The 19,717-nt window shown below is 67.8% G+C and carries 16 protein-coding genes; 7 read left to right on the top strand and 9 right to left on the bottom strand.

Annotated features, from left to right (window positions below; genetic code table 11):
- Positions 1 to 6: 6 nt before the first annotated feature.
- The 3 genes from AC5JLE_RS17845 to oleC form a co-directional block, all read right to left on the bottom strand.
- The gene (locus AC5JLE_RS17845) at positions 7 to 162 is read right to left on the bottom strand and encodes a DUF1328 domain-containing protein (RefSeq protein WP_005407633.1); all 156 of its coding nucleotides are present in this window, start codon (positions 160 to 162) and stop codon (positions 7 to 9) included.
- 81 nt (positions 163 to 243) lie between these two features.
- Positions 244 to 1,236 (bottom strand): 2-alkyl-3-oxoalkanoate reductase, encoded by a 993-nt coding sequence (gene oleD, locus AC5JLE_RS17850; protein WP_014645546.1) that lies wholly within the window; start codon positions 1,234 to 1,236, stop codon positions 244 to 246.
- Positions 1,233 to 2,891 (bottom strand): olefin beta-lactone synthetase, encoded by a 1,659-nt coding sequence (oleC, locus tag AC5JLE_RS17855; protein ID WP_041862955.1) that lies wholly within the window; start codon positions 2,889 to 2,891, stop codon positions 1,233 to 1,235. Before oleC ends, oleD begins: the two co-directional genes overlap by 4 nt.
- Positions 2,892 to 2,995: 104 nt before the next feature.
- Here oleC and AC5JLE_RS17860 point away from each other — a divergent pair, with 104 nt between their 5' ends.
- Positions 2,996 to 3,427, top strand: coding sequence for a YkgJ family cysteine cluster protein (locus AC5JLE_RS17860; protein ID WP_029380125.1), 432 nt, complete (start codon positions 2,996 to 2,998; stop codon positions 3,425 to 3,427).
- Positions 3,428 to 3,498: 71 nt separating this feature from the next.
- On the opposite strand, the gene AC5JLE_RS17865 is transcribed toward AC5JLE_RS17860, so the two are convergent.
- From AC5JLE_RS17865 to AC5JLE_RS17880, 4 genes are all read right to left on the bottom strand, one after another.
- The gene (locus AC5JLE_RS17865) at positions 3,499 to 4,389 is read right to left on the bottom strand and encodes an alpha/beta fold hydrolase (protein WP_100450885.1); all 891 of its coding nucleotides are present in this window, start codon (positions 4,387 to 4,389) and stop codon (positions 3,499 to 3,501) included.
- A 140-nt stretch (positions 4,390 to 4,529) separates the two neighbouring features.
- Positions 4,530 to 5,546: a 3-oxoacyl-ACP synthase III gene (locus AC5JLE_RS17870; RefSeq protein ID WP_014035559.1), complete on the bottom strand. Its 1,017-nt coding sequence runs from the start codon at positions 5,544 to 5,546 to the stop codon at positions 4,530 to 4,532.
- 103 nt (positions 5,547 to 5,649) lie between these two features.
- Positions 5,650 to 5,967, bottom strand: coding sequence for a DUF4156 domain-containing protein (locus tag AC5JLE_RS17875; protein WP_005407628.1), 318 nt, complete (start codon positions 5,965 to 5,967; stop codon positions 5,650 to 5,652).
- A 169-nt stretch (positions 5,968 to 6,136) separates the two neighbouring features.
- Positions 6,137 to 8,986: a M16 family metallopeptidase gene (locus AC5JLE_RS17880; protein WP_262216759.1), complete on the bottom strand. Its 2,850-nt coding sequence runs from the start codon at positions 8,984 to 8,986 to the stop codon at positions 6,137 to 6,139.
- A 416-nt stretch (positions 8,987 to 9,402) separates the two neighbouring features.
- Between AC5JLE_RS17880 and AC5JLE_RS17885 the strand changes: the two genes are divergently transcribed.
- Together AC5JLE_RS17885 and AC5JLE_RS17890 are read left to right on the top strand one after the other, a co-directional pair.
- Positions 9,403 to 9,879, top strand: coding sequence for an XAC0231 family protein (locus AC5JLE_RS17885; RefSeq protein ID WP_414934798.1), 477 nt, complete (start codon positions 9,403 to 9,405; stop codon positions 9,877 to 9,879).
- A 69-nt stretch (positions 9,880 to 9,948) separates the two neighbouring features.
- Entirely contained in the window at positions 9,949 to 10,428 is a 480-nt protein-coding gene (locus tag AC5JLE_RS17890; protein ID WP_049441773.1) for a tRNA (cytidine(34)-2'-O)-methyltransferase, read from the top strand.
- Between the two features lie 203 nt (positions 10,429 to 10,631).
- On the opposite strand, the gene AC5JLE_RS17895 is transcribed toward AC5JLE_RS17890, so the two are convergent.
- Complete coding sequence (locus tag AC5JLE_RS17895; RefSeq protein ID WP_134966594.1) at positions 10,632 to 11,795, bottom strand: acyl-CoA dehydrogenase family protein; 1,164 nt, start codon at positions 11,793 to 11,795, stop codon at positions 10,632 to 10,634.
- Positions 11,796 to 12,052: 257 nt separating this feature from the next.
- Between AC5JLE_RS17895 and AC5JLE_RS17900 the strand changes: the two genes are divergently transcribed.
- On the top strand, positions 12,053 to 13,729 hold the full coding sequence (locus AC5JLE_RS17900) for an electron transfer flavoprotein-ubiquinone oxidoreductase (protein ID WP_041862952.1): 1,677 nt from the start codon (positions 12,053 to 12,055) through the stop codon (positions 13,727 to 13,729).
- A 65-nt stretch (positions 13,730 to 13,794) separates the two neighbouring features.
- Positions 13,795 to 14,196 carry a c-type cytochrome gene (locus AC5JLE_RS17905; protein ID WP_014645538.1) on the top strand — a complete coding sequence of 134 codons (402 nt, stop codon included), beginning with the start codon at positions 13,795 to 13,797 and terminating at the stop codon, positions 14,194 to 14,196.
- Here the strand turns inward: AC5JLE_RS17905 and AC5JLE_RS17910 are convergent.
- On the bottom strand, positions 14,190 to 17,789 hold the full coding sequence (locus AC5JLE_RS17910; protein ID WP_099475995.1) for an ATP-binding protein: 3,600 nt from the start codon (positions 17,787 to 17,789) through the stop codon (positions 14,190 to 14,192). The two genes, AC5JLE_RS17905 and AC5JLE_RS17910, sit on opposite strands and share 7 nt — an antisense overlap.
- A gap of 75 nt (positions 17,790 to 17,864) precedes the next feature.
- Here AC5JLE_RS17910 and AC5JLE_RS17915 point away from each other — a divergent pair, with 75 nt between their 5' ends.
- Together AC5JLE_RS17915 and AC5JLE_RS17920 are read left to right on the top strand one after the other, a co-directional pair.
- On the top strand, positions 17,865 to 18,503 hold the full coding sequence (locus AC5JLE_RS17915; RefSeq protein ID WP_014035550.1) for a response regulator: 639 nt from the start codon (positions 17,865 to 17,867) through the stop codon (positions 18,501 to 18,503).
- 376 nt (positions 18,504 to 18,879) lie between these two features.
- Positions 18,880 to 19,650: a hypothetical protein gene (locus tag AC5JLE_RS17920; RefSeq protein WP_164109118.1), complete on the top strand. Its 771-nt coding sequence runs from the start codon at positions 18,880 to 18,882 to the stop codon at positions 19,648 to 19,650.
- Positions 19,651 to 19,717: the final 67 nt, after the last annotated feature.

The following is a 19,717-nucleotide window of genomic DNA, read 5'->3' on the forward strand; positions in this document are numbered from 1 at the left end:
TACCGGCTAGCCGCGCTTGCGGAACATCGAGATCACCGCAAGGATCAGGAACACCACGAACAGGATCCAGGCGATGTTCGTTGCGGCGCCGGCAATGCCGGAAAAGCCCAGAACGGCGGCGATGATGGCGATGACAAAGAAAATGATGGCGTAATGCAGCATGGCGCTCCTCGCGGGTGGTCGAGCCTTGGATGGCGTGGGTCCATCCTCCCGATCCTGCGGTGTGCAACCAGTGACGGCGATCTATGCAGCAGATGAAGCCTTCAGCCTGCGCAGCCCTTCTTCGATGCTGACCTGCGGCACATAGCCGAAATCGCGGCGGGCCGGCTCCATGCTGTACCAGTGCGGCGTGCACAGCTGCTCGGCCAGGAAGCGGGTGAGCGGCGGCTCGCCACGCAGGCGCAGCAGCGGCCACAGCCGTTCGCAGACCGCGCCGATGCGATAGGCGGTCTTGAAACTGATCGCCTTGTCCACCGTCGGCGCGCCAACAGCGGCCAGCAGCCGGTTGACCAGCTCGCGCATGGGCAGCGGTTCGCCGTTGGAAATGAAGTAGGCCTTGCCCGCACACGCGGCACCCGGCGCCAATGCCTCGAAAGCGAGGAAATGCGCGAGCGCGGCGTTGTCGATGTAGGTGGTATCGACCTTGTTGTTGCCGTCGCCGACCAAGCGCAGGCGACCCTGACGTGCACGCTCGGCCAGGCGTGGCACCAGCTGCTGGTCACCCGGGCCCCAGATCAGGCGCGGGCGCAGTGCCACCGTCGCCAGCGATACATCGTTAGCGGCCAGCACGCGCTGTTCGGCGATCGCCTTGGTCGCCGCATACGGTGCCTGGAAGTCCTCGCCGTACGGCACCTCGTCAGCCCCCAGGCCTTCCACCGGATGCGTGGCGCGGTGGGTCACGCTGGGCGTTGAGGTGTAGACCAGCCGGTTGATGCCGTGCGCGCGGCATGCCGCAATGACATTGTCGGTGCCGACCACGTTGGCCTGGTGGTAGCTGTCATAGCTGCCCCAGGCGCCGGCCTTGGCGCCGTTGTGGAACACCGCATCGACGCCGGCCACCGCGTGCAGCACTGCCTGCGCATCGGCCAGATCGCCGCGGATCTGGCCCACGCCCATGGCCTGCAGTTCCGGGTAGTGGCTGCGGTTGAACGCCAGCACCTGGTGGCCACGTTCGACCAGCCCGCGGCACAGCGCCTGGCCAAGGAAACCACCACCACCGGTGACCAGGATCTTCATGCGCGCTTCTCCAGTTCGGCGCTGGCCCAGACGGCGAGCTTCTCGCGGCCGATCTTGGCGTTGTGACGGATATCGACGGGGAACGCGGGATGCATCAGGAAGTGCTGCAGGCCGGCCTCAGGCGTGCGCGCTGCGGCATGCGCACGCAGCGCTTCCTGCAACGCCGGGCTGTCGCTCTGGCCACGCTGCAGTTCCACGCACAGCACCGGTACCTGCGCACCCGCCGGGCCAACGCCGACCAGTGCCGTGCGTGCCACGCCGGGCACGGTATTGAACACCGGCTCGACCTGTTCGGTGTACAGCGGCCCTTGTGCGGTTTCCACGCGATGGGTCTTGCGCCCGCAGAACCACAGCCGGCCCTGCGCATCGAAGTAGCCCACGTCACCCATGCGATGGACGATGCGGGTGCTGCCATCGGCCAGCGTCTCGCGGATCTTCGCGGCGGCCGTGGCCTGCGGGCGGTTGAAGTAGCTGTCGGTGGCGGTCGGGCCAGCCACCGTGATTTCTCCCACTTCGCCAACCGCCAGCACGCGCGCCTGCGACCAGTCGGCCAGCGGGGCGTCGTCGATGGCGATGATGCGCACCTCGTTGGGGGCCACCACGCTGCCCACGCAGGTGCCGGCGCCGGCCTCGGTGGCCGCGCGGGTACGCTCCAGCTCACGCCCCTCGACCACCGCCACCGGCAGGCACTCGGTGGCGCCGTACGGGGTCCAGAACTGCGCATCGGCGGGCAGCAGGCTGCGGATGGTGGCGACCACGTCCGGCGGCACCGGCGCACCGGCCGAGGTCACCCGGGTCACCGTCGGCAACGGCCGGCCATGCCGGGCCAGCACCCGCATCAATGCCGGCGAGCCGAACAGCTGGGTCACGCCGAAGCGCTGGATGGCATCGTGCAGGCGTGCCGGATCGGCCTGCGCCGGCCGGGTCGGGTCCATGTCCGGGATCACCGAGGTCAGGCCCAGCGCCGGGTCGAACAAGGCAAAGGGCGGGAAGGTCGGCAGGTCCACGCCGCCCGCTTCCATGCCGAACGCGCTGCCCAGCAGCTGGATCTGGCCCACGAAGTGGCGGTGGCGGTAGACCACGCCCTTGGGCACACCGGTGGAGCCGCTGGTGAACAGGATCGCCGCCATGTCCTCGCCATCGGTATCGGCCAGCATCGCCCCGCCCTTGGCGCCGGCGCGCTCCAGCGCAGCCAGGCTGGTACCGCCCCAGCCGAGGCGGCGGCCAACGGTGACCAGGCGGGTCGCCGACGGCGCCCAGCGCAGCGCCAGCCGCGCCACGTGCGCCAACGGAATGCCGATGAAGGCCTGCGGCTGCGCCTCGTCCAGGCACTGTTTCAGCGCGCGCTTGTCGATGCCCGGATCGACCAGCACCGGCACCGCGCCCAGCTTGAACAACGCGAACATCAGCAGGAAGAACTCCGGCGACGGCCGCACCATCACCACCGTGCGCACTCCACGGCCGATCCCATAGCCGGCCAGGCCGGCGGCCATGGCATCACTGCGGGCGTCCAACTGGCGGTAATCCAGGGTGACATCGTAGGCGGCCATGCCGTTGCCGGCGCCCCGGCGGCCCGGGCAGCGGATGGCGATCTGGTCAGGGCGTTCACGCGCCAGTTCAGGCAGGCGCGCGGCAATGTTGCAGGGTCGGTTCATCCGTTCATTGTCGCCGCTTACGGAATTTCTTGCGCGGCGGCCCACTTCGTGGAAAATCCGCACCCTCGTTCCTGATTCCGACTGCCGCCCGAGGCGGCTTGCCCATGCAACATCCCTGCATGACCTGCGGCGCCTGCTGCACCCAATACCGCGTGGCCTTCCACTGGATGGAATCGGACGAGGTCACCCCCGGCGGCGTGCCGCACCAGCTGACCGAGGTGCTGGACCCGCACCGCCTGTGCATGCGCGGCACCCACTCCAAGCCGGTGCGCTGCGTGGCGCTGGACGCGCAGATCGGCGTGTACTCACGCTGCACCATCCACCCCAACCGGCCCAGCGTGTGCCGTGAGGTGGATGCATCGTGGGAGTACGGCAAGGCCAGCCCGCAGTGCGACAAGGCACGCATCGCCTACGGCCTGGACCCGCTGACGCTGGCCGACTGGCGCTGGCGCGATGACGCCGACAATGACGACGATCACCCGGACGACAACGGCAACAGCCCGTCCTCACCGCCGCAGGCACCGGTCGCCGCGTAATGGTAGTGCCGGCCGCTGGCCGGCAACCTCATCAACCCTTCGGGTGTGCCGACCGTTGGTCGGCACACCGATCAGATCGGGTTCTTGTCCAGAAAAGCGCGGATCTCCGGCACCAGCACTTCGTGCTTGTCTTCCAGCACGTAGTGCCCGGCGTCCTCGAAGGCATGCACCTGGGCCTGCGGCAACGCGGCCTGGAAGCCCTTCAGGAAGTGGTCGTCGAACACGAAGTCGCGCAGGCCCCAGCCGAGGAAGGCCGGTCGGTCGGCGAACGACGGCAGCGCCTTGCCGGCCCGCTCCAGCAGCGACCAGGCCTTGTCGGCCGGCGACAGCGGGATGTCCTGCATGAAACGGATGGTGCTGATGCGGTTGGCCCAGCTGTTGTACGGCGACACGTAGGCGCGGCGCACGTCGGCCGGCATCTTCCGCTCCACGCCCAGCCACGAGGCACCGGACGAGAACGCATTGAAGCTGCGGATGATCCACTCGCCGATCTTCCAGTGGCGGCCCAGCGCGATCTGCCACGGCATCGTCTTCGCCGCCGGCATCGGGAACGCGGCGGTATTGAGCACCACCAGGCGCTTGACCTGGTCGTGGTGCGACAGCGCCCAGCCGAAACCGATCATGCCGCCCCAGTCGTGCACCGCCAGGGTCACCGGGCCGGTGATGCCCAGATGCTTGAGCAGCGCATCGAGGTCGTCAACGCGCGACTGCAGCGTGTACTCGTAGCGGCTGTCATCGGGCTTGTCCGACAGGCCCATGCCGATGTGGTCCGGCACGATGCAGCGGTATGTGTCCGACAGGCCGGCCACCAGCGTGCGCCAGTAATAGCTCCACGACGGGTTGCCATGCACCATCACCACCACTTCGCCATCGCGCGGGCCTTCGTCGAGATAGTTCATCGACAGGCCGGGGCGAACCTCGAAGCGCTTCGGGTGGGCGGGGTAACCGGGAAGATCGCGCATGCGGAGCACCTAGGGAGAGTCGCGGCGCAATGTGGAGCCGAGCCGATGCTCGGCTGCTCTCCGGTCCGCTGCGGAAGAGCCGCGCTGCGCGCGTGAGCCGAGCATGGCTCGGCTCTACAGGAGGTCGGGCAGCGGGCTGCTTACCAGACCACTTCAGCCATCGAGCAGTTCAGGCCGGAACCAATGCCCAGAAGTGCAATGCGATCGCCCTTCTTCAGCTTGCCCAGCTGCTTGAGCTTGCTCAGCACGATCGGCACCGAGGCCGGGCCGATGTTGCCGTGCTCGCCGAAGATGGTCATGACCTTCTTCGGGTCGATGCCGAAGTTCTTGATGAACGCAGCGGTGTGCGGCTGGCTGACCTGGTGGATCACGAACTGGTCCAGCTCTTCCACGGCCCAGCCCAAGGCGATCTTCGCGGCGGTGAAGGTCTTCTGGGCCAGCTTGATGCCTTCGATCAGCAGCAGGCGGGTATCGGTGACCATGCGGTCCAGATTGCCCAGGCACAGCTGGTTCCACTCGGTGGCCGAACGGGTCACGCCACCCTTGTAGCGGGGTGCATCCGGCACCAGTTCCGAGCGCGCCATCACCATCGCGGCGGCGCCCGAACCGGTGGTCAGGGCGGCCAGCTCGTTGCGGAAGTCGTCGGCGGTGACGTCCGGGGCGGTCATGCGCTCCAGGGTCTTCTCGTACACCAGGTTGGCGGTCTCGCCATCCACCACCAGCGCGTAGTCGATGTCGCCACGCTCGATCATGCGCGCCGCGATATCCATGCCGTTGATGAAGGCCAGGCAGGCATTGGCGACGTCGAAGGTCATGCACTCGTCGCTGACGCCGAGGTTGCCCGACACGATCGAGGCGGTGGACGGCTCCAGGTAGTCGCGGCTGACCGAGGTGTTGACCAGCAGGCCGACCTGCGTCGCATCGATGCCTGCGTCTTCCAGCGCCTTGCGGCCGGCCATGGTGGCGGCATCGGACGCCAGCACGCCGTTGTCCCACAGGCGGCGGGCATGGATGCCGGCGATATCGCCGAGCACGTCGGTGCGGATACCGAGGCGATCCAACGTCGGCTGCAGCCGCTCGTTGATTTCCTTGGTCGTCAGCGTATGCGGCGCATCAACGTGTGCCAGGCCGGCGATCGAGACATTCTTGAAGAGCATCGAGGTTAGCGCCAAGGCTCAGGCAAAAGGGGGCGCTATTCTATAACCCCCGGGGCCTTCACCGCATCTTTACGAATTCAGGCTTGGCCGTATGGTGAAGCGTTCAGCGCGGAGGGCACTGGAACGCGGCGAACCGCTGGCTGCCATCGGCGGGCGCGGCGGCGGCCTGTACGGCGTTGGCGCCGGCACTCGGGGCCTCGTTGCGGGCCAGGGTTTCCAGCTCTTCCTGCACGCGCAGCGGGTTGCGGTTGTAGAAGCCGACCTTGCTCTTCACGGTGACCACCACCTCGCCCTTGGCGATGCAGCCGGCCGGAACCGGACCTGCCGGCAACACGCGGGTCGCCTTGCCGGCCGGTTCGATCGGCACCCAGGTACAGGCAGTGACGGTGAGCAGCAGGGAGGAAAGCAGCAGAACGCGCATGGGCAGATCCTGGAAGGGTATGGGGCGATTCTGCCTGAACAGCCTGAATCGGGGGTAGCCGGGGCCGGGGTCAGAGCCCCTGCGGGGGATCCGACCCCTTAAGGGTTTGCCGGCCAGCGGCCGGCACTACCGGGGGAGCCGGCCCGCCACAGGCGGGCCGGGTCGTGCCTTATTTCTTGACCGGGTTGCCCTCGGCGTCGATCACCGTCACCTCGCCCAGGTTCAGCGCGCGCACGGCCGCTTCGGTCTGCTTGAGATCGCCCACCACCACCCAGGTCAGGGCCTGCGGCTTGATCTCGGCAGCGGCCTGCTGCACCTGCGCCGGGGTCATCGCTTCGATCTCGGCCTTGCGACGCAGCACATAGTCGTCCGGGCGCTTGAACTGCACGATCGAACCGATGGTCGCGGCCACTGCATTGGCGGTCTCGTAGGCACCGGGCAGGCTGAGGGTCTGGATGTTGCGGATGCGGTTGACTTCGGCAGCGGTGGCCGGCTTGCTGCCGTCGGCGAATGCGGCGATCTCCTTGCGCATTTCCGCCAGTGCCGGGCCGGTCTTGTCGATCTGCACCGGCGCACTGGCCATCCACGGGCGCTGGCCCACCGAACTGGTCGCGCTGCTGCGCGCGCCGTACGACCAGTGCTTGTCCTCGCGCAGGTTCATGTTCAGGCGCGAGGTGAAGTCGCCGCCGATCACACCGTTGGCAATGTCGAAGCGGGTCGAACTGGCGGCGCTGGACGGCGCCACCACCTGGCCGGCGAACAGGTTGGCCTGCACCGCACCCGGCTGGTCGATCAGGAACACGCGCGGGCCCTTCGGCAGCGCGACATCGGTGGCCGCCTTCACCTGCGGCGCCTCGCCGGTCGCCTTCCAGTCGCCCAGCTGCTTGTCCAGCAGCGGCACGATCTCGGCAAGGGTGGTGTCACCGACCACGATCAGGGTGCCGTTCTGCGGGCGCAGCCAGTCGTGGTGGAAATCAACCAGATCTTCGCGGGTCAGGCCGTTGATCGCCGCCTCGTCGCCGCTGCCGGTGAACGGGATGGCGTACGGGTGGCCCTTGCCGTACAGCAGCGGCGGCAGCACGCGCATGGCCACTGCACCCGGGTTCACCTTCTCCTGCTGGATGCCGGCGATCCAGGTCGCCTTGACCCGGTCGATCTCGCCCTGCTCGAAACGCGGTTCGCGCAGCAGGTCGCGGTACAGCGCCAGCGACGGTGCCAGGTTTTCCTTCAGCGCCGACAGGTCCACGCTCATCGAGTCCAGGCCGGCCGAGGCATCCAGGCTGGCGCCCAGTGCGTCTGCGGCGTCGGCGAAGGCCAGCGAACCGAGCTTGCCGGCGCCTTCGGTCATCAGGCTCATGGTGAAGTTGGCGGTGCCGGGCTTGCGGCCCTGGTCGGCGCTGAAGCCGCCCGGGAACTGGTAGCTGAACTGCACCACCGGAATCTCGTGGCGTTCGGCCAGGATCACCTGGGTGCCGTTCTTCAGCGTGGCGCGCTGCAGTGCCGGGAACTTCAGCTGCGGGAACTCGCGGGTCTGCGGCACGCCGGCCTTGCGGTCCACCTGTTCCGGCAGGGTGCTGTACTTCGGGTCCACCGCCGGCACGGTGAACGGCTTCGGCGTCTGGCTCGGTTCTTCCTTCAGCGCCACGCGCTCACCCGGTGCGATCACCAGGGTGTGGCTGCCCTTGTCCAGCCACTCTGCGCCCAGGCGGCTCAGATCGGCGGCACTGGCCTTCTCGATGTTGGCCAGCGAGGTGCGGAAGCAACCCGGGTCGCCGGTGAACACCGCGCACTCGGCCAGCGCATCGGCCTTGCCGCCGAAGCCACCGATGCGCTCGATGCCACGGATGAAGCCGGCACGGGCGCCGGTCTTGGCGCGCTCCAGCTCGGCCGCGGTCGGGCCCTGCTTGATCAGGCGGTCCAGTTCCTCGTCGATGATCTTCTCGACCTTGACCGGGTCCTGGCCCTGCTTGACGGTCGCCACGATCACGAAGTTGGAGCCCAGCTGCGACGTCGACAGGCCCGAGCCAATGCTGTCCACCAGCTTGTCCTGGTGCTGCAGGCGCTGGCTCAGGCGTGAGGACTTGGCGCCGCCCAGCACTTCGGAGAACAGCTGCAACTGGTCGATGTCGGCGGTGCCGACCTGCGGCACGTTCCAGGCGCGGTAGATGCGCGCCTGCGGCACCTTGTCGGTCATCGTCTCGCGGGTATCGGCACTGCGCTTGGCCACGTTCACCGCCGGCTGCGCCATGGTCGGGCCAGCGGGGATGCTGCCGAAGTACCTGGCGACCTTCTCCTTGGCGGTGGCCAGGTCGATGTCGCCGGCCAGCACCAGCACCGCGTTGTTCGGGCCATACCAGGTGCGGAACCAGGTCTTCACGTCATCCAGCGAGGCCGCGTTGAGATCGTTCATCGAGCCGATCACGCCGTGGTGGTACGGGTGGCCAACCGGATACAGCGCCTTGTTGATCTGGTCCCAGGCCTGGCCGTAGGGCTGGTTCTCGCCCTGGCGCTTCTCGTTCTGCACCACGCCGCGCTGCTCGTCCAGCGCAGCCTGGTCGATCGCACCGACCAGATGGCCCATGCGGTCCGACTCCATCCACAGCGCCATGTCCAGCGCGGTGGTCGGCACGTTCTCGAAGTAGTTGGTGCGGTCGGTGTTGGTGGTGCCGTTCTGGTTGGTGGCACCGACCTGCTTGAACGGTTCGAAGAATTCGCCGTCGTGGTTCTCGCTGCCCTGGAACATCAGGTGCTCGAACAGGTGCGCGAAGCCGGTGCGGCCGGCCGGCTCATCCTTGCTGCCCACGTGGTACCAGACGTTGACCGCGACGATCGGCGCCTTGCGATCGGTATGCACGATCACGCGCAGGCCGTTGGGCAGGGTGAACTGCTCGTACGGGATATCGACCTTGGCCGGTGCCGTCGGCCTGGCGGCAAGCGCGGAGGTGGGCGCAAGCGTGCCCAGGGCGGTGCTGAGGGCGACGGCCAGCAATGCGGCGCGCGGGCGAAGGGCGAGAGACATATCCGGATCCTTGGTCACATAGGTGAACCCCGATCCTAGCCTGCGCAGGCAACGGCAGGAATCGGTCGCCAGTCACTGGGGGTGTTTGCCCTGAAGGCCATCCGGCCCGGCCCCAGCCGGGGGGCGTGAACCGTCACATGTGCCGGCTGAAGGCGTCCGGACAGTGTCCGCGGCACATCGAATGGACAGGTGTCCGCCCACCGGACACTTTTCGATTGATAAAAAACCCTTGTAAATCAATGAATAAAAGTTGGCACGGGGATTGCTTGGCACTTCCTGCGCCAGGAAGGGCTTCAGACGCAAGCTGACTGAAGACTGAACAAATGCAGGAAATCGAAAATTCTTCTTGCATCCCCAGAATTGGTGTACTACCTTACTACCACACCACTGATCACCAACACTAAACAGGCCCCGTCATGAACGCCAAGACCATTGCCATCGCCATCGCCCTGATCGCCGGCACCGCGGTTGTTTCGTCGGTGCAGGCCTCCGAATCCATCAAGACCCTGGCCACCGTGCAGGTTCGCCCGGCCGCCGACCAGCTGGCCCAGCAGGCCTGGGAACAGGCCAGCGGCATCCCGACCCTGGCCACCGTGGAAGTGCGCCCGAGCGCCGACCAGCTGGCCGAGCGCAACGGCTACGTCGTCGCCCCGGTCGCCGCCGCGATGCCGATCACCACCCTGGCCTCGGTGGAAGTGCGCCCGAGCCTGGAACAGCGCGTCGCCCTGGCCGCCGAACTGGAAGCCCAGCGCTACGCCGCCACCCTGGCTGCCGCTGCCACCAGCGTCGCCAACCAGGTGATCGTCAACCTGCCGGCCCTGCAGGTGCGTCCGAGCGCTGCAGACCTGCAGGCCCTGGCCACCGAAACCGCCCAGGTCCTGCTGCGCCCGTAAGCGGTGCCGCCCTGCCCAGCGCAGGGCGTGCGCCGTAGAGGCGGCCGCCGTCGCAGGTACACTGCGCCGATGAATGCCGCGCCCCCGTTCCACGTGATCCTGTTCCAACCGGAAATCCCGCCCAACACGGGCAATGTGATCCGGCTCTGCGCCAACACCGGCGCGCAGCTGCACCTGGTCGAGCCGCTCGGCTTCGCACTGGAAGACAAGCAGCTCAAGCGCGCCGGCCTGGACTACCACGAGTACTCGCGCCTGCAGGTGCACCCCGACCTGGACACCGCGCTGGCGCGGATCGCACCGAAGCGGTTGTTCGCCCTGAGTACGCGTGCCAGCGTCCGCTATGACAGCGTGGCGTTCGAAGATGGTGATGCCTTCCTGTTCGGCCCGGAAAGCCGCGGCCTGCCGCAGGACGTGCTCGATGCATTGCCGGATGGACGCCGCCTGCGCCTGCCGATGCGGCCGGGCAACCGCAGCCTCAATCTTTCCAACACCGTTGCCGTGGTGATGTACGAGGCGTGGCGGCAGCATGGGTTTGCCGGCGGCGCGTAAACCGCTCCGGGGTGGCTGTGGATCGCTGCTGGTGGGTGTGACCTGCTTCTGGTGGGTGCGGACCTTGGTCCGCACTGTTCCCCGGTCGCGTGCCGAAGGAGTGTGCCAACCAAGGTTGGCACCTACCAAAGACAGGTCAAGGCGGCTGCAGAAACTTCTGGAAAGATGTGCCAACCAAGGTTGGCACCCACCGGAACCAGGTTTCAGAACGCGTTGATGCCGGTCAGTTCGCGGCCGATCACCAGCTGGTGCACGGTCTCGGTGCCTTCATAGGTGATCACCGATTCCAGGTTCAGTGCATGCCGGATCGCCACGTGTTCGGTGGTGATGCCGGCCCCACCCAGCAGATCGCGACATTCGCGGGCGATGTCGATGGCCATGCGGCAGTTGTTCCACTTGGCCAGGCTGACCTGCTGCGGCTGCAGCTCCCCGGCTTCCTTCAGGCGGCCCAGCTGCAGCGCCAGCAGCTGCGCGGTGGTGATGCGGCGGGCCATTTCGGCCAGCTTGATCTGCGCGCTCTGGGTGGCCGCCAGCGGGCGGCCGAACAGCACGCGCTCCTTGGCATAGCCCAGCGCTTCATCCAGGCAGGCAACGGCGGCACCGATCGGGCCCCAGCTGATGCCGTAACGGGCCTGGGTCAGGCAGCCCAGCGGCCCCTTCAGGCCCTTCACGTTCGGCAGGCGATGGCTGTCGGGCACGCGCACGTCATCGAAGAACAGCGCGCCGGTCAGCGACGCGCGCAGGCTCATCTTGTGCTTGATCTCCTGCGTGGTGAAGCCGGCCATGCCCTTCTCCAGCACGAAGCCCTGGATGCCGTCCTCGGTCTGCGCCCAGACGATGGCCAGGTCGGCCACCGGGCCGCTGGTGATCCACATCTTGCTGCCGCTGATGCGCCAGTCGCTGCCGTCGCGCACCGCGCGGGTCTTCATGCTGGCCGGGTCGGACCCACCGTGCGCCTCGGTCAGGCCGAAGCAGCCGATCAGTTCGCCGCGCGCCATCGCCGGCAGCCACTGCTGGCGCTGTTCCTCGCTGCCGTAGGCATAGATCGGGTACATGCACAGCGAGCTCTGCACCGAGACGAAGCTGCGCAGGCCCGAATCGCCGCGCTCCAGCTCCTGGCAGATCAAGCCATAGCTGACCGCACCCAGATCACCGCCGCCGTATTCGGCCGGCAGGGTGGCGCCCAGCAGGCCCAGCGAGGCGATCTCCGGCACCAGTTCATCGGGGAAACGGGCCTGGTCGAAGGCATCGCCGATGATCGGCAGCACGCGCTCGTTGGTGAAGCGGGCGACGCTCTCCTGCACCGCGCGCTCTTCCTCATTGAGCAGGGAACGGACATCGAACAGATCGTACGGATGCAAAGCCATGGCACTCACGCGCAGTCAGGACCCGGCCATTGTCGGTCATCCGGGCAGAGCGTGCCGACCAGGGTCGGCACCCACCCGGGCCGCAGCCTTACGCTGCACCGCAGCAATCGTGACGTGAACATCGGCGATCTAGCTCGATCACGCGCGGCCCGGTACCCTGACACATTCAAACAACCGTTTCGCTCGTGGCTGCACGCGCGATTCCCAGGCACCGCCGGTGGCCCCGATGCCGGCCCTACCCACGAGTCATGCAATCGATGAGCGCTGAAGCCAACGCCCTGCCCCCGCGTGAAGTAATGGAATTCGACGTGGTGATCGTCGGCGCCGGCCCCGCCGGCCTGGCCACCGCGATCCGCCTGCGCCAGCGCGCGATCGAAGCCGGCCGCGAGTTGTCGGTGTGCGTGCTGGAGAAGGGGTCCGAACCAGGCGCGCACGTGCTGTCTGGTGCGGTGATGGATCCGCGCGCGCTGACCGAGCTGTTCCCGGACTGGGCCGAGCGCGGCGCACCGCTGAAGCAGAAGGTCACCCGTGACGAATTCCTGTTCCTCAGCGAAACCGGCGCGCGCAGCACGCCCAACGCGCTGCTGCCGGAGTGCTTCCACAACGAAGGCAACTACATCATCAGCCTGGGCGAAGTGACCCGCTGGCTGGCGCAGCAGGCCGAGGCGCTGGAAGTGGCGATCTTCCCCGGCTTCGCCGCAGCCGAGGTGCTGTACGGCGACAACGGTGAAGTGATCGGCGTGGCCACCGGCGACATGGGTATCGAGAAGGATGGCAGCATCGGCCCGGCGTTCGAGCGCGGCATGGCGCTGCAGGCGAAATACACGATCTTCGCCGAAGGCGCGCGCGGCCATCTCGGCCGCCAGTTGATCGCGCGTTACACGCTGGACGAAGGCAAGGACCCGCAGGCCTACGGCATCGGCATCAAGGAGCTGTGGCAGATCGACCCGTCCCGGCATGAGCCGGGCCTGGTGGTTCACGCCGCCGGCTGGCCGCTGGACAGCGACACCTACGGCGGCGCGTTCCTGTACCACGCCGACGGCGGCAAGGTCGCCATCGGCTACGTGGTCGGCCTGGACTACAGGAACCCGTGGCTGAGCCCATTCGAAGAGTTCCAGCGCTTCAAGACCCATCCGTCCATCCGCAAGCATCTGGAAGGCGGTACCCGCATCGGTTACGGCGCGCGTGCGATCACCGCCGGTGGCCTGCTGTCGCTGCCGAAGACGGTGTTCCCGGGCGGTGCACTGGTCGGCTGCGAGGCCGGCTACCTCAACGCCAGCCGCATCAAGGGCAGCCATGCCGCGATCAAGACCGGCATGCTGTGCGCCGACGCCGCGTTCGACGCGCTGGCCGCCGACCGCCAGCACGATGAACTGAGCGCCTACCCGAAGGCGTTCGAAGCCAGCTGGCTGTTCACCGAACTGCAGCAGGCCAAGAACTTCAAGCAGTGGTTCAAGAAGGGCCAGACCGTGGCCACGCTGATGACCGGCGTCGAGCAGTGGCTGCTGCCGAAGCTGGGCGTGCGCAACCCGCCGTGGACCCTGCACCGCACGCAGCCGGATCATGCCTGCCTGGAACCGGCCGCCAAGCACACCCGCATCGCCTACCCGAAGCCGGATGGGGTGCTGACCTTCGACCGCCTCAGCTCGGTGTTCCTGAGCAGCACCAACCACGACGAGAACCAGCCCAGCCACCTGACGCTGAAGGACCCCAGCATTCCGGTGAAGGTGAACCTGGCCGAGTACGCAGGCCCGGAAGCCCGCTATTGCCCGGCCGGTGTGTACGAGTTCGTTGGCGAAGCCGACAACGCGCGCCTGCAGATCAACGCGCAGAACTGCGTGCACTGCAAGACCTGCGACATCAAGGATCCGACCCAGAACATCGTCTGGGTGACCCCGCAGGGCGGCGGCGGCCCGAACTACTCGGGCATGTGATCGCCCGGGGGTGCGACGGTGTGGCGCCCCCCGACCGCTCCACCGCACCGCTATCCTGCCCACCCATGCGTGCCTGCCGCCTGCTCACCGCCGTTGCCGTGGCCCTGCTTGCCACGGCCTGCCAGCGCCCGCCCGCGGTGCCGGCCACGCCCGAACAGGCCCGGCAGCAGGCCATGCAGCGCGCGTTCGAACTGTGTGCCGGCTGCCACACCGTGCAGCCCGGTGGCATCCACCGCTTCGGACCCAACCTGCACGGCGTGATCGGCCGCCGCGCCGGCAGCCTGCCCGACTATGGGTATTCCGACGGCATGCGCCGCGCCGACATCACCTGGACCGCACAGACGCTGGATACCTTCCTGCAGTCACCCACGCACCTGGTGCCGGGCACCCGCATGTACAACGCCTTCCCCAGCGCAGAACGCCGCGCCCTGGTGATCGCCTACCTGCAGCAGCAGTCGGCTCAGTGAGCCAGGCGCTGCAGCTGTTGCTGCAGCCGCGCCACGAACGTCGTTACGGTGGCGAACAACGGCGCCGTATCGGCCTCTGCCGCATCCTGCAGGCGCTCGACCAGGGCATTGGCCTGCTGGGCCAGTGCCGTGGCCCCGATCGCCCCGAGCCCGCCGGCCTGGCGATGCAGGTGCAGCGCCGCAGCCTGGCGGTCGCCAGCCTGCACGGCGCGCTGCACGGCGGCCAGGTCACCCTCGCTGGCCTGCAACAGGCTGTCGCGCAGCTGCTCGGCCACCACGCGCGAGCCGAAGCGCTGCTGCAGGGTGGCCAGATCAGGCAATGCTTCACCGTCGTCGGCGGCAACCTCCGGCACCGGCACCTCGAACGACTGGCCCTGGGCCTGCGGCAGCCAGCGCAGCAGCGCCGCACGCAGCGTGGCCAGCGACAGCGGCTTGGCCAGTACCTCGTCCATGCCGGCCTCGCGGCAGCGGCGCGCATCGTCGTCCAGCACGCTGGCGGTCAGCGCCAGCACCGTCAGCCGCGGCTGGCCGGTACGGCCCTCGCGTTCGCGCAGCAGGCGGGTGAAGCCAAATCCATCGAGTACCGGCATGCGGCAGTCGGTGATCACCAGGTCGAAGCTCTCCGACGACAGGCGATCCAGCGCCTGCTGGCCATCGCCCAGCAGCACATGGGGCACGCCCAGCTGCTGCAGCCGCCACGCCATCATCGCCTGGTTGGTCGGGTGGTCCTCGATCACCAGCACCCGTGCCTGACGCAGCGCGGCGGGCAGCAGCGCGGTCTGGTCCTGCTCGGCCAGCAGTGCCGCCGCGTCCTCGCTGCCGGCCTCCACCAGCGATACCCGCACTTCGGCGCGGGTTCCTTCGCCCAGCGTGCTGTGCAGGGTCAATTCGCCCTGCATCATCTGCACCAGTCGCTGGCAGATGCTCAAGCCCAGGCCAGTGCCGCCGTGGTCACGCTGGATGTAGGCGCCGGCCTGCGTAAAGGGCGCGAACAGGTGCTGCAGTTGTTCCGGTGCGATGCCGATGCCGGTGTCGGTAACGCTCAGGCACAGCGGTTGCACGCCGTCTTCGCTGGTCGGCCCCAGCACCTCCAGCTGCAGGCGCACCTCGCCCTGTGCGGTGAACTTGATGGCATTGCTGAGCAGGTTGAACACGATCTGGCGCAGCCGCACGCCGTCCACTTCGTGGGCCGGCGCCAGCTCGGGATCGATCTGCACGTGCAGCGCCAGGCCACGCGCGCTGGCCTGGGCCGACAGCAGGCGGCACACGCTCTCCAGCAGGGGCCGCAGCGGTTGCGGCACCGGCTCCAGGCGCAACGCCCCTGCTTCCAGCCGCGAGTAATCGAGGATGTCATCGAGGATCTGCCGCAGCATCTGGGCCGAATCCTCGATAACGCCGAGGATGCGCTGCTGTTCGCTGTCCAGCGGTGAGTGCGCCAGCACCTCCAGCATCCCCAGCACGCCACTCATCGGTGTGCGGATCTCATGGCTCATCGTGGCCAGGAAGCGCGATTTGGCCTCGGCGGCCTGCTCGGCGTCCGCCTTCGCCGCCGCCAGGGCATCGGCCTGCATCCGCGCTTCGCTCACGTCCACCCAGTAACCGCTCCAGATCACCGCGCCCTCTTCGGCGGCATAGGGGTGGGCCTGGCTGCGCACCCAGCGCACGCCCTCCCCATCGCTGCGCAGGCGGAACTCCAGGATCAATGGGGCGAACTGGCGCGCGGCCTGCTCGATGGAGTGCAGGATGTGCGCGCGGTCCTCTTCCTCGATGCGTTCCAGCAACACCCTCGCATCCTGTTCGGCCTGCTGCCGTGTAATGCCGAACAACGCAGGCAGGTCACCGGCGATGAACGGGAAGCTGAGCGCGCCATCGGCGTCGCGACGCGCCTGATAGACCACTGCAGGCAGGTTGTCGGTCACCTCGGCCAGACGCTGCTCCAGCTGGCGACGTCCTGCCACCTCGCGGCGCAGCCGCCAATGGCCGACGCCATGTACCAGCAGCGCGGTCAGCAGCACCAGCAGCACCGGCACGCCCCACCGCAGCACCTTGTTCCAGTCGACACCGTTGCGGTACTCCACCCCCAGCCAGGCATTGCGCAGGGCCTCGCGCTTGCGTGGGGTCATCTGCAGCAGCAGGCGATCGAAGGTGGTAGCCAGTGCCGCGTGGCGGCGGTCCACAGCCAGCACCAGCTGGTCGTTGAAGCCGGCCGGTGCCGCCACCTGCAGCCGCCCCGGGAAACGGCTGCGCAGCAGGTGATCGACCACGGCAAGGTTGCCGATGTACGCATCGGCGTCGCCAGCGAGCAGGCGCTGCAGCGACTGCTCGGCGCTGCGTGCAGCGATGATCCGCGCCTGCGGTGCCTGCTGCAGCACGTAGCCGCGCACACGCTCCGGGTCGGACAGCAGCACGCGCTTGCCCTGCAGGTCAGCCAGGCCCAGCAGCGACTCGCCATCGCTCCTGACCACGATCACGTTCGGCACGCTGATGAAGGGCTGGCTGAACACCCAGTCCGGGCCCAGGTACCGTGAATCGACAGGAATGCCCATCACCGCCTGCAGCTCACCGCGGCGGGCCTTCTCGCGCACCTCGTACCAGTCGTGGCTGTCCTCGACCTGCAGGTTGGCACCGGCCTGCATCAGGCGCTGCAGGTATTCGCTGGCCAGCCCGCTGGGCCGGCCATCCTCGCCGGTGAACGACAGTGGCGCGGCATTCGGGGCGAAACCGATCTTCAACGGCTGCTCCAGCACGCGCTTCTCGGCCTGGCTCAGCGCCAGCTGCGCCGATGCCGACCAGTGCGGCGGTGGCAGCCATCGTTGTGCGAGGGCATCACGCTGGGCCTGGCTGGTGGCCGCCAGCGCCAGGTCCAGGGCTTCGGCCAGGGGTTGCTTGCTGTTGGGAATGCCGAAGTGCAGCCGTTCAGGGGGCAGGTCGCTCGGCCGCAACAGCGCCACGCCCTGCAGGCGCCGGCTGGCAATCAGCTCGGTGGCGACAAAGGCATTGCCGATGTAGACATCGGCCTTGTCGTCTCTGACCATCTGCAATGCGCTCAACGTGTCGTTTACGACAAGCTGGCGGGCACGCGGGAATCGGGCGCGCACCTGCGGACCGGTCAGGAAATCCTGCTCGATCACCACCCGCAGACCCTCCAGGTCGGGCATGTCGGAGGCACGCAGGTCGTCCGGCCGGCCCACCAGGGCCAGCGGCGCTTCGCTGTAGGCCGCGGTATAGACCATGCAGCGGGTGCGGTCGGCACTGAGGCCGACATTCATCACCACGTCGATCTCGCCACGACATGCCGCATCCAGCACGGATGTCCAGTCCGGATAGCGGCGCGCCTCGACCTTCATGCCGAGCTGGCGTGCAAGATGCGACAGGTAGTCCGGTCCCAGACCGACCTGCTGGCCGTCACGGAGGGACTCGAAGGGCGGCCAACCGCTGTCATACTGCCCGACAACGATGGTCGGATGCGCCACCAGGTATTCGCGCTGCAACGGGCTGAGCGGCAGCAGCCCAGGGGCCGGCTGTGCCTGGGCCACGGGCAGGGCCAGCACCGCCAGCAGCAGGAGCAGCCCGCGAACAGCCCACCTACGCATCTGCGTCGATCTCCTAGAATCCTGCCAGGGACCGCGATGGTCGCGGTCCGGCGTGCCCGATGGCCATACTAGAGCATGAGCTTGCGCATCATCATCGCAGACGATCACCCGGTGGTCCGCATCGGTACCCGCGCCGTCATCGAGTCGAGCGGCGTGGGCCGCGTGGTCGGCGAGGCCGACAGCGCGCAGGCGCTGATGACCCTGCTCGCCAACCAGCCCTGTGACCTGCTGGTCACCGACTACTCCATGCCGGGCAGCCCGCAGGCCGATGGCTTCGCCATGATCGGCATGATCCGCCGCCGGCATCCGGACCTGCCGGTGCTGATGCTCAGCGTCTCCAGCAACCTGGCGATCCTGCGCATGGTGCTCGACAGTGGCGTGCTCGGTCTGGTCGACAAGAGTTCGTCAATGGACGAGCTGCCGCAGGCCATCCAGTCGGTGTACCGCGGCCAGCCCTACATCAGCCGCAGCCTGCGCGAGCGGGTGGACGCGGCCGGCAGCTGGCGCATGCGCGAGGGCGACGGCAAGCCGTTGTCACCACGCGAAGTGGAGGTGCTGCGGCTGCTCGGCACCGGCATGACAGTGAAGGAGATTTCGCTGCAGCTGCACAAGAGCGTCAGCACCATCAGCCGGCAGAAGGGCGACGCCATGCTCAAGCTGGGGTTGAAGGGCGACGCCGAATTGTTCGACTACCTGCGTGACGGCAAGATCTGAGACGCACTTCACATCACAGACCCGGCTGCCGCACCCCCTCTTTGACGGTCTGCGGATCTGTGCCAAGATGGACGGGCATGAGTTCTCAATGCGAGGTCGAAGGAATCGACCGGCTCATGTCCTCGCTCCCGTCCGTGGTGGATGGGGTGCGGCTTCCTGCCGGCCGTCTGGCCCGGCAACGCTGACCATGGAGAGGCGCATGCAGTCCCCCCCCGAGCTACGTTGGACCCTGCCGTTGCGGCCCCTGCGCGCATTCGCGGCATGCCTGCTCGTCTCTCTTTCCGCTGCCGCCTGCAGCGCCGCCGATCCGGCCCCCTCGTCCTCCCAGCCTGCGCCTGCGCAGGCTGCCAAAGCGCCCCGACAGGATGTTGCCCCGATGCAGAACCCCTCTCCCGATGCCGCCGTCACCCCGCCCGACGCGCCGACCGTGATGTATTTCATCTACCAGGTGGATGGCGACGGTGCGACGTCCTATGAGGTCCAGAACGGCAGCGTGGCGACCTTCTGGTTCGGCCACCGCTTCACCTTGGACGGCACCACCTACTACACCGGCTTTTCCTGGGATACCCGCGAGCATTACGGCAAGCCGGGCGAACAGCAGCCGGCCGGCCCCGACGACCGCGCCAATCTGGCCGAGGCCACCTTCGTGCTGGCCGGCGGCGACGCGAAGAAGCCGTGGAAGTTCCGCGGCCAGGAATGGACCATCGGTGCGCTCGGCGCCTACGACAAGGCCGACGACGTCGATACCCGGCGCAAGCCGATCGAACACCGCACCGCCGACGGCCGCCTGCTGCTGGCGGTGCCGACCAGCAGCTTCGACCGCGGCATCAGCAGCAGCGGCTACGCCCTGCTGCTGTTCAACCCCAAGCGCAGCGAGGACGACCTGGACAGCAAGGTCTGGCGCTACGTCGGCTCGGTGCGCACCGGCGAAGACAACAGCGCGGCCTGCGACGACGGCAACGTGATGCCGTGCACCGACAGCGATGGCGAACTGGCCTTCGTGGCCGATGGCAACGGCCTGCCGCAGCTGATCGTGACCTTCAAGGGCACCACCATCGAAGCCCCGGGCAAGACCCGCGCGCTGGGTGCCGGCGACACCGTGCACTACCGCTTCGACAGCAAGGCCCAGCAGTACATCACGCCCTGATTTCCATCCGCCGCAGGCGGGTTACCTGTTGACCGACATGTTCTTGACTCACGGATGAGTCCGGTTG

The organism is Stenotrophomonas sp. (assembly GCF_059505245.1).

Bases quoted from the DNA above. Each gene is read 5' to 3' on its own strand.
- AC5JLE_RS17845 (WP_005407633.1), bottom strand. From the start codon at position 162: ATGCTGCATTACGCCATCATTTTCTTTGTCATCGCCATCATCGCCGCC.
- oleD (WP_014645546.1), bottom strand. From the start codon at position 1,236: ATGAAGATCCTGGTCACCGGTGGTGGTGGTTTCCTTGGCCAGGCGCTG.
- oleC (WP_041862955.1), bottom strand. From the start codon at position 2,891: ATGAACCGACCCTGCAACATTGCCGCGCGCCTGCCTGAACTGGCGCGT.
- AC5JLE_RS17860 (WP_029380125.1), top strand. From the start codon at position 2,996: ATGCAACATCCCTGCATGACCTGCGGCGCCTGCTGCACCCAATACCGC.
- AC5JLE_RS17865 (WP_100450885.1), bottom strand. From the start codon at position 4,389: ATGCGCGATCTTCCCGGTTACCCCGCCCACCCGAAGCGCTTCGAGGTT.
- AC5JLE_RS17870 (WP_014035559.1), bottom strand. From the start codon at position 5,546: ATGCTCTTCAAGAATGTCTCGATCGCCGGCCTGGCACACGTTGATGCG.
- AC5JLE_RS17875 (WP_005407628.1), bottom strand. From the start codon at position 5,967: ATGCGCGTTCTGCTGCTTTCCTCCCTGCTGCTCACCGTCACTGCCTGT.
- AC5JLE_RS17880 (WP_262216759.1), bottom strand. From the start codon at position 8,986: ATGTCTCTCGCCCTTCGCCCGCGCGCCGCATTGCTGGCCGTCGCCCTC.
- AC5JLE_RS17885 (WP_414934798.1), top strand. From the start codon at position 9,403: ATGAACGCCAAGACCATTGCCATCGCCATCGCCCTGATCGCCGGCACC.
- AC5JLE_RS17890 (WP_049441773.1), top strand. From the start codon at position 9,949: ATGAATGCCGCGCCCCCGTTCCACGTGATCCTGTTCCAACCGGAAATC.
- AC5JLE_RS17895 (WP_134966594.1), bottom strand. From the start codon at position 11,795: ATGGCTTTGCATCCGTACGATCTGTTCGATGTCCGTTCCCTGCTCAAT.
- AC5JLE_RS17900 (WP_041862952.1), top strand. From the start codon at position 12,053: ATGAGCGCTGAAGCCAACGCCCTGCCCCCGCGTGAAGTAATGGAATTC.
- AC5JLE_RS17905 (WP_014645538.1), top strand. From the start codon at position 13,795: ATGCGTGCCTGCCGCCTGCTCACCGCCGTTGCCGTGGCCCTGCTTGCC.
- AC5JLE_RS17910 (WP_099475995.1), bottom strand. From the start codon at position 17,789: ATGCGTAGGTGGGCTGTTCGCGGGCTGCTCCTGCTGCTGGCGGTGCTG.
- AC5JLE_RS17915 (WP_014035550.1), top strand. From the start codon at position 17,865: ATGAGCTTGCGCATCATCATCGCAGACGATCACCCGGTGGTCCGCATC.
- AC5JLE_RS17920 (WP_164109118.1), top strand. From the start codon at position 18,880: ATGCAGAACCCCTCTCCCGATGCCGCCGTCACCCCGCCCGACGCGCCG.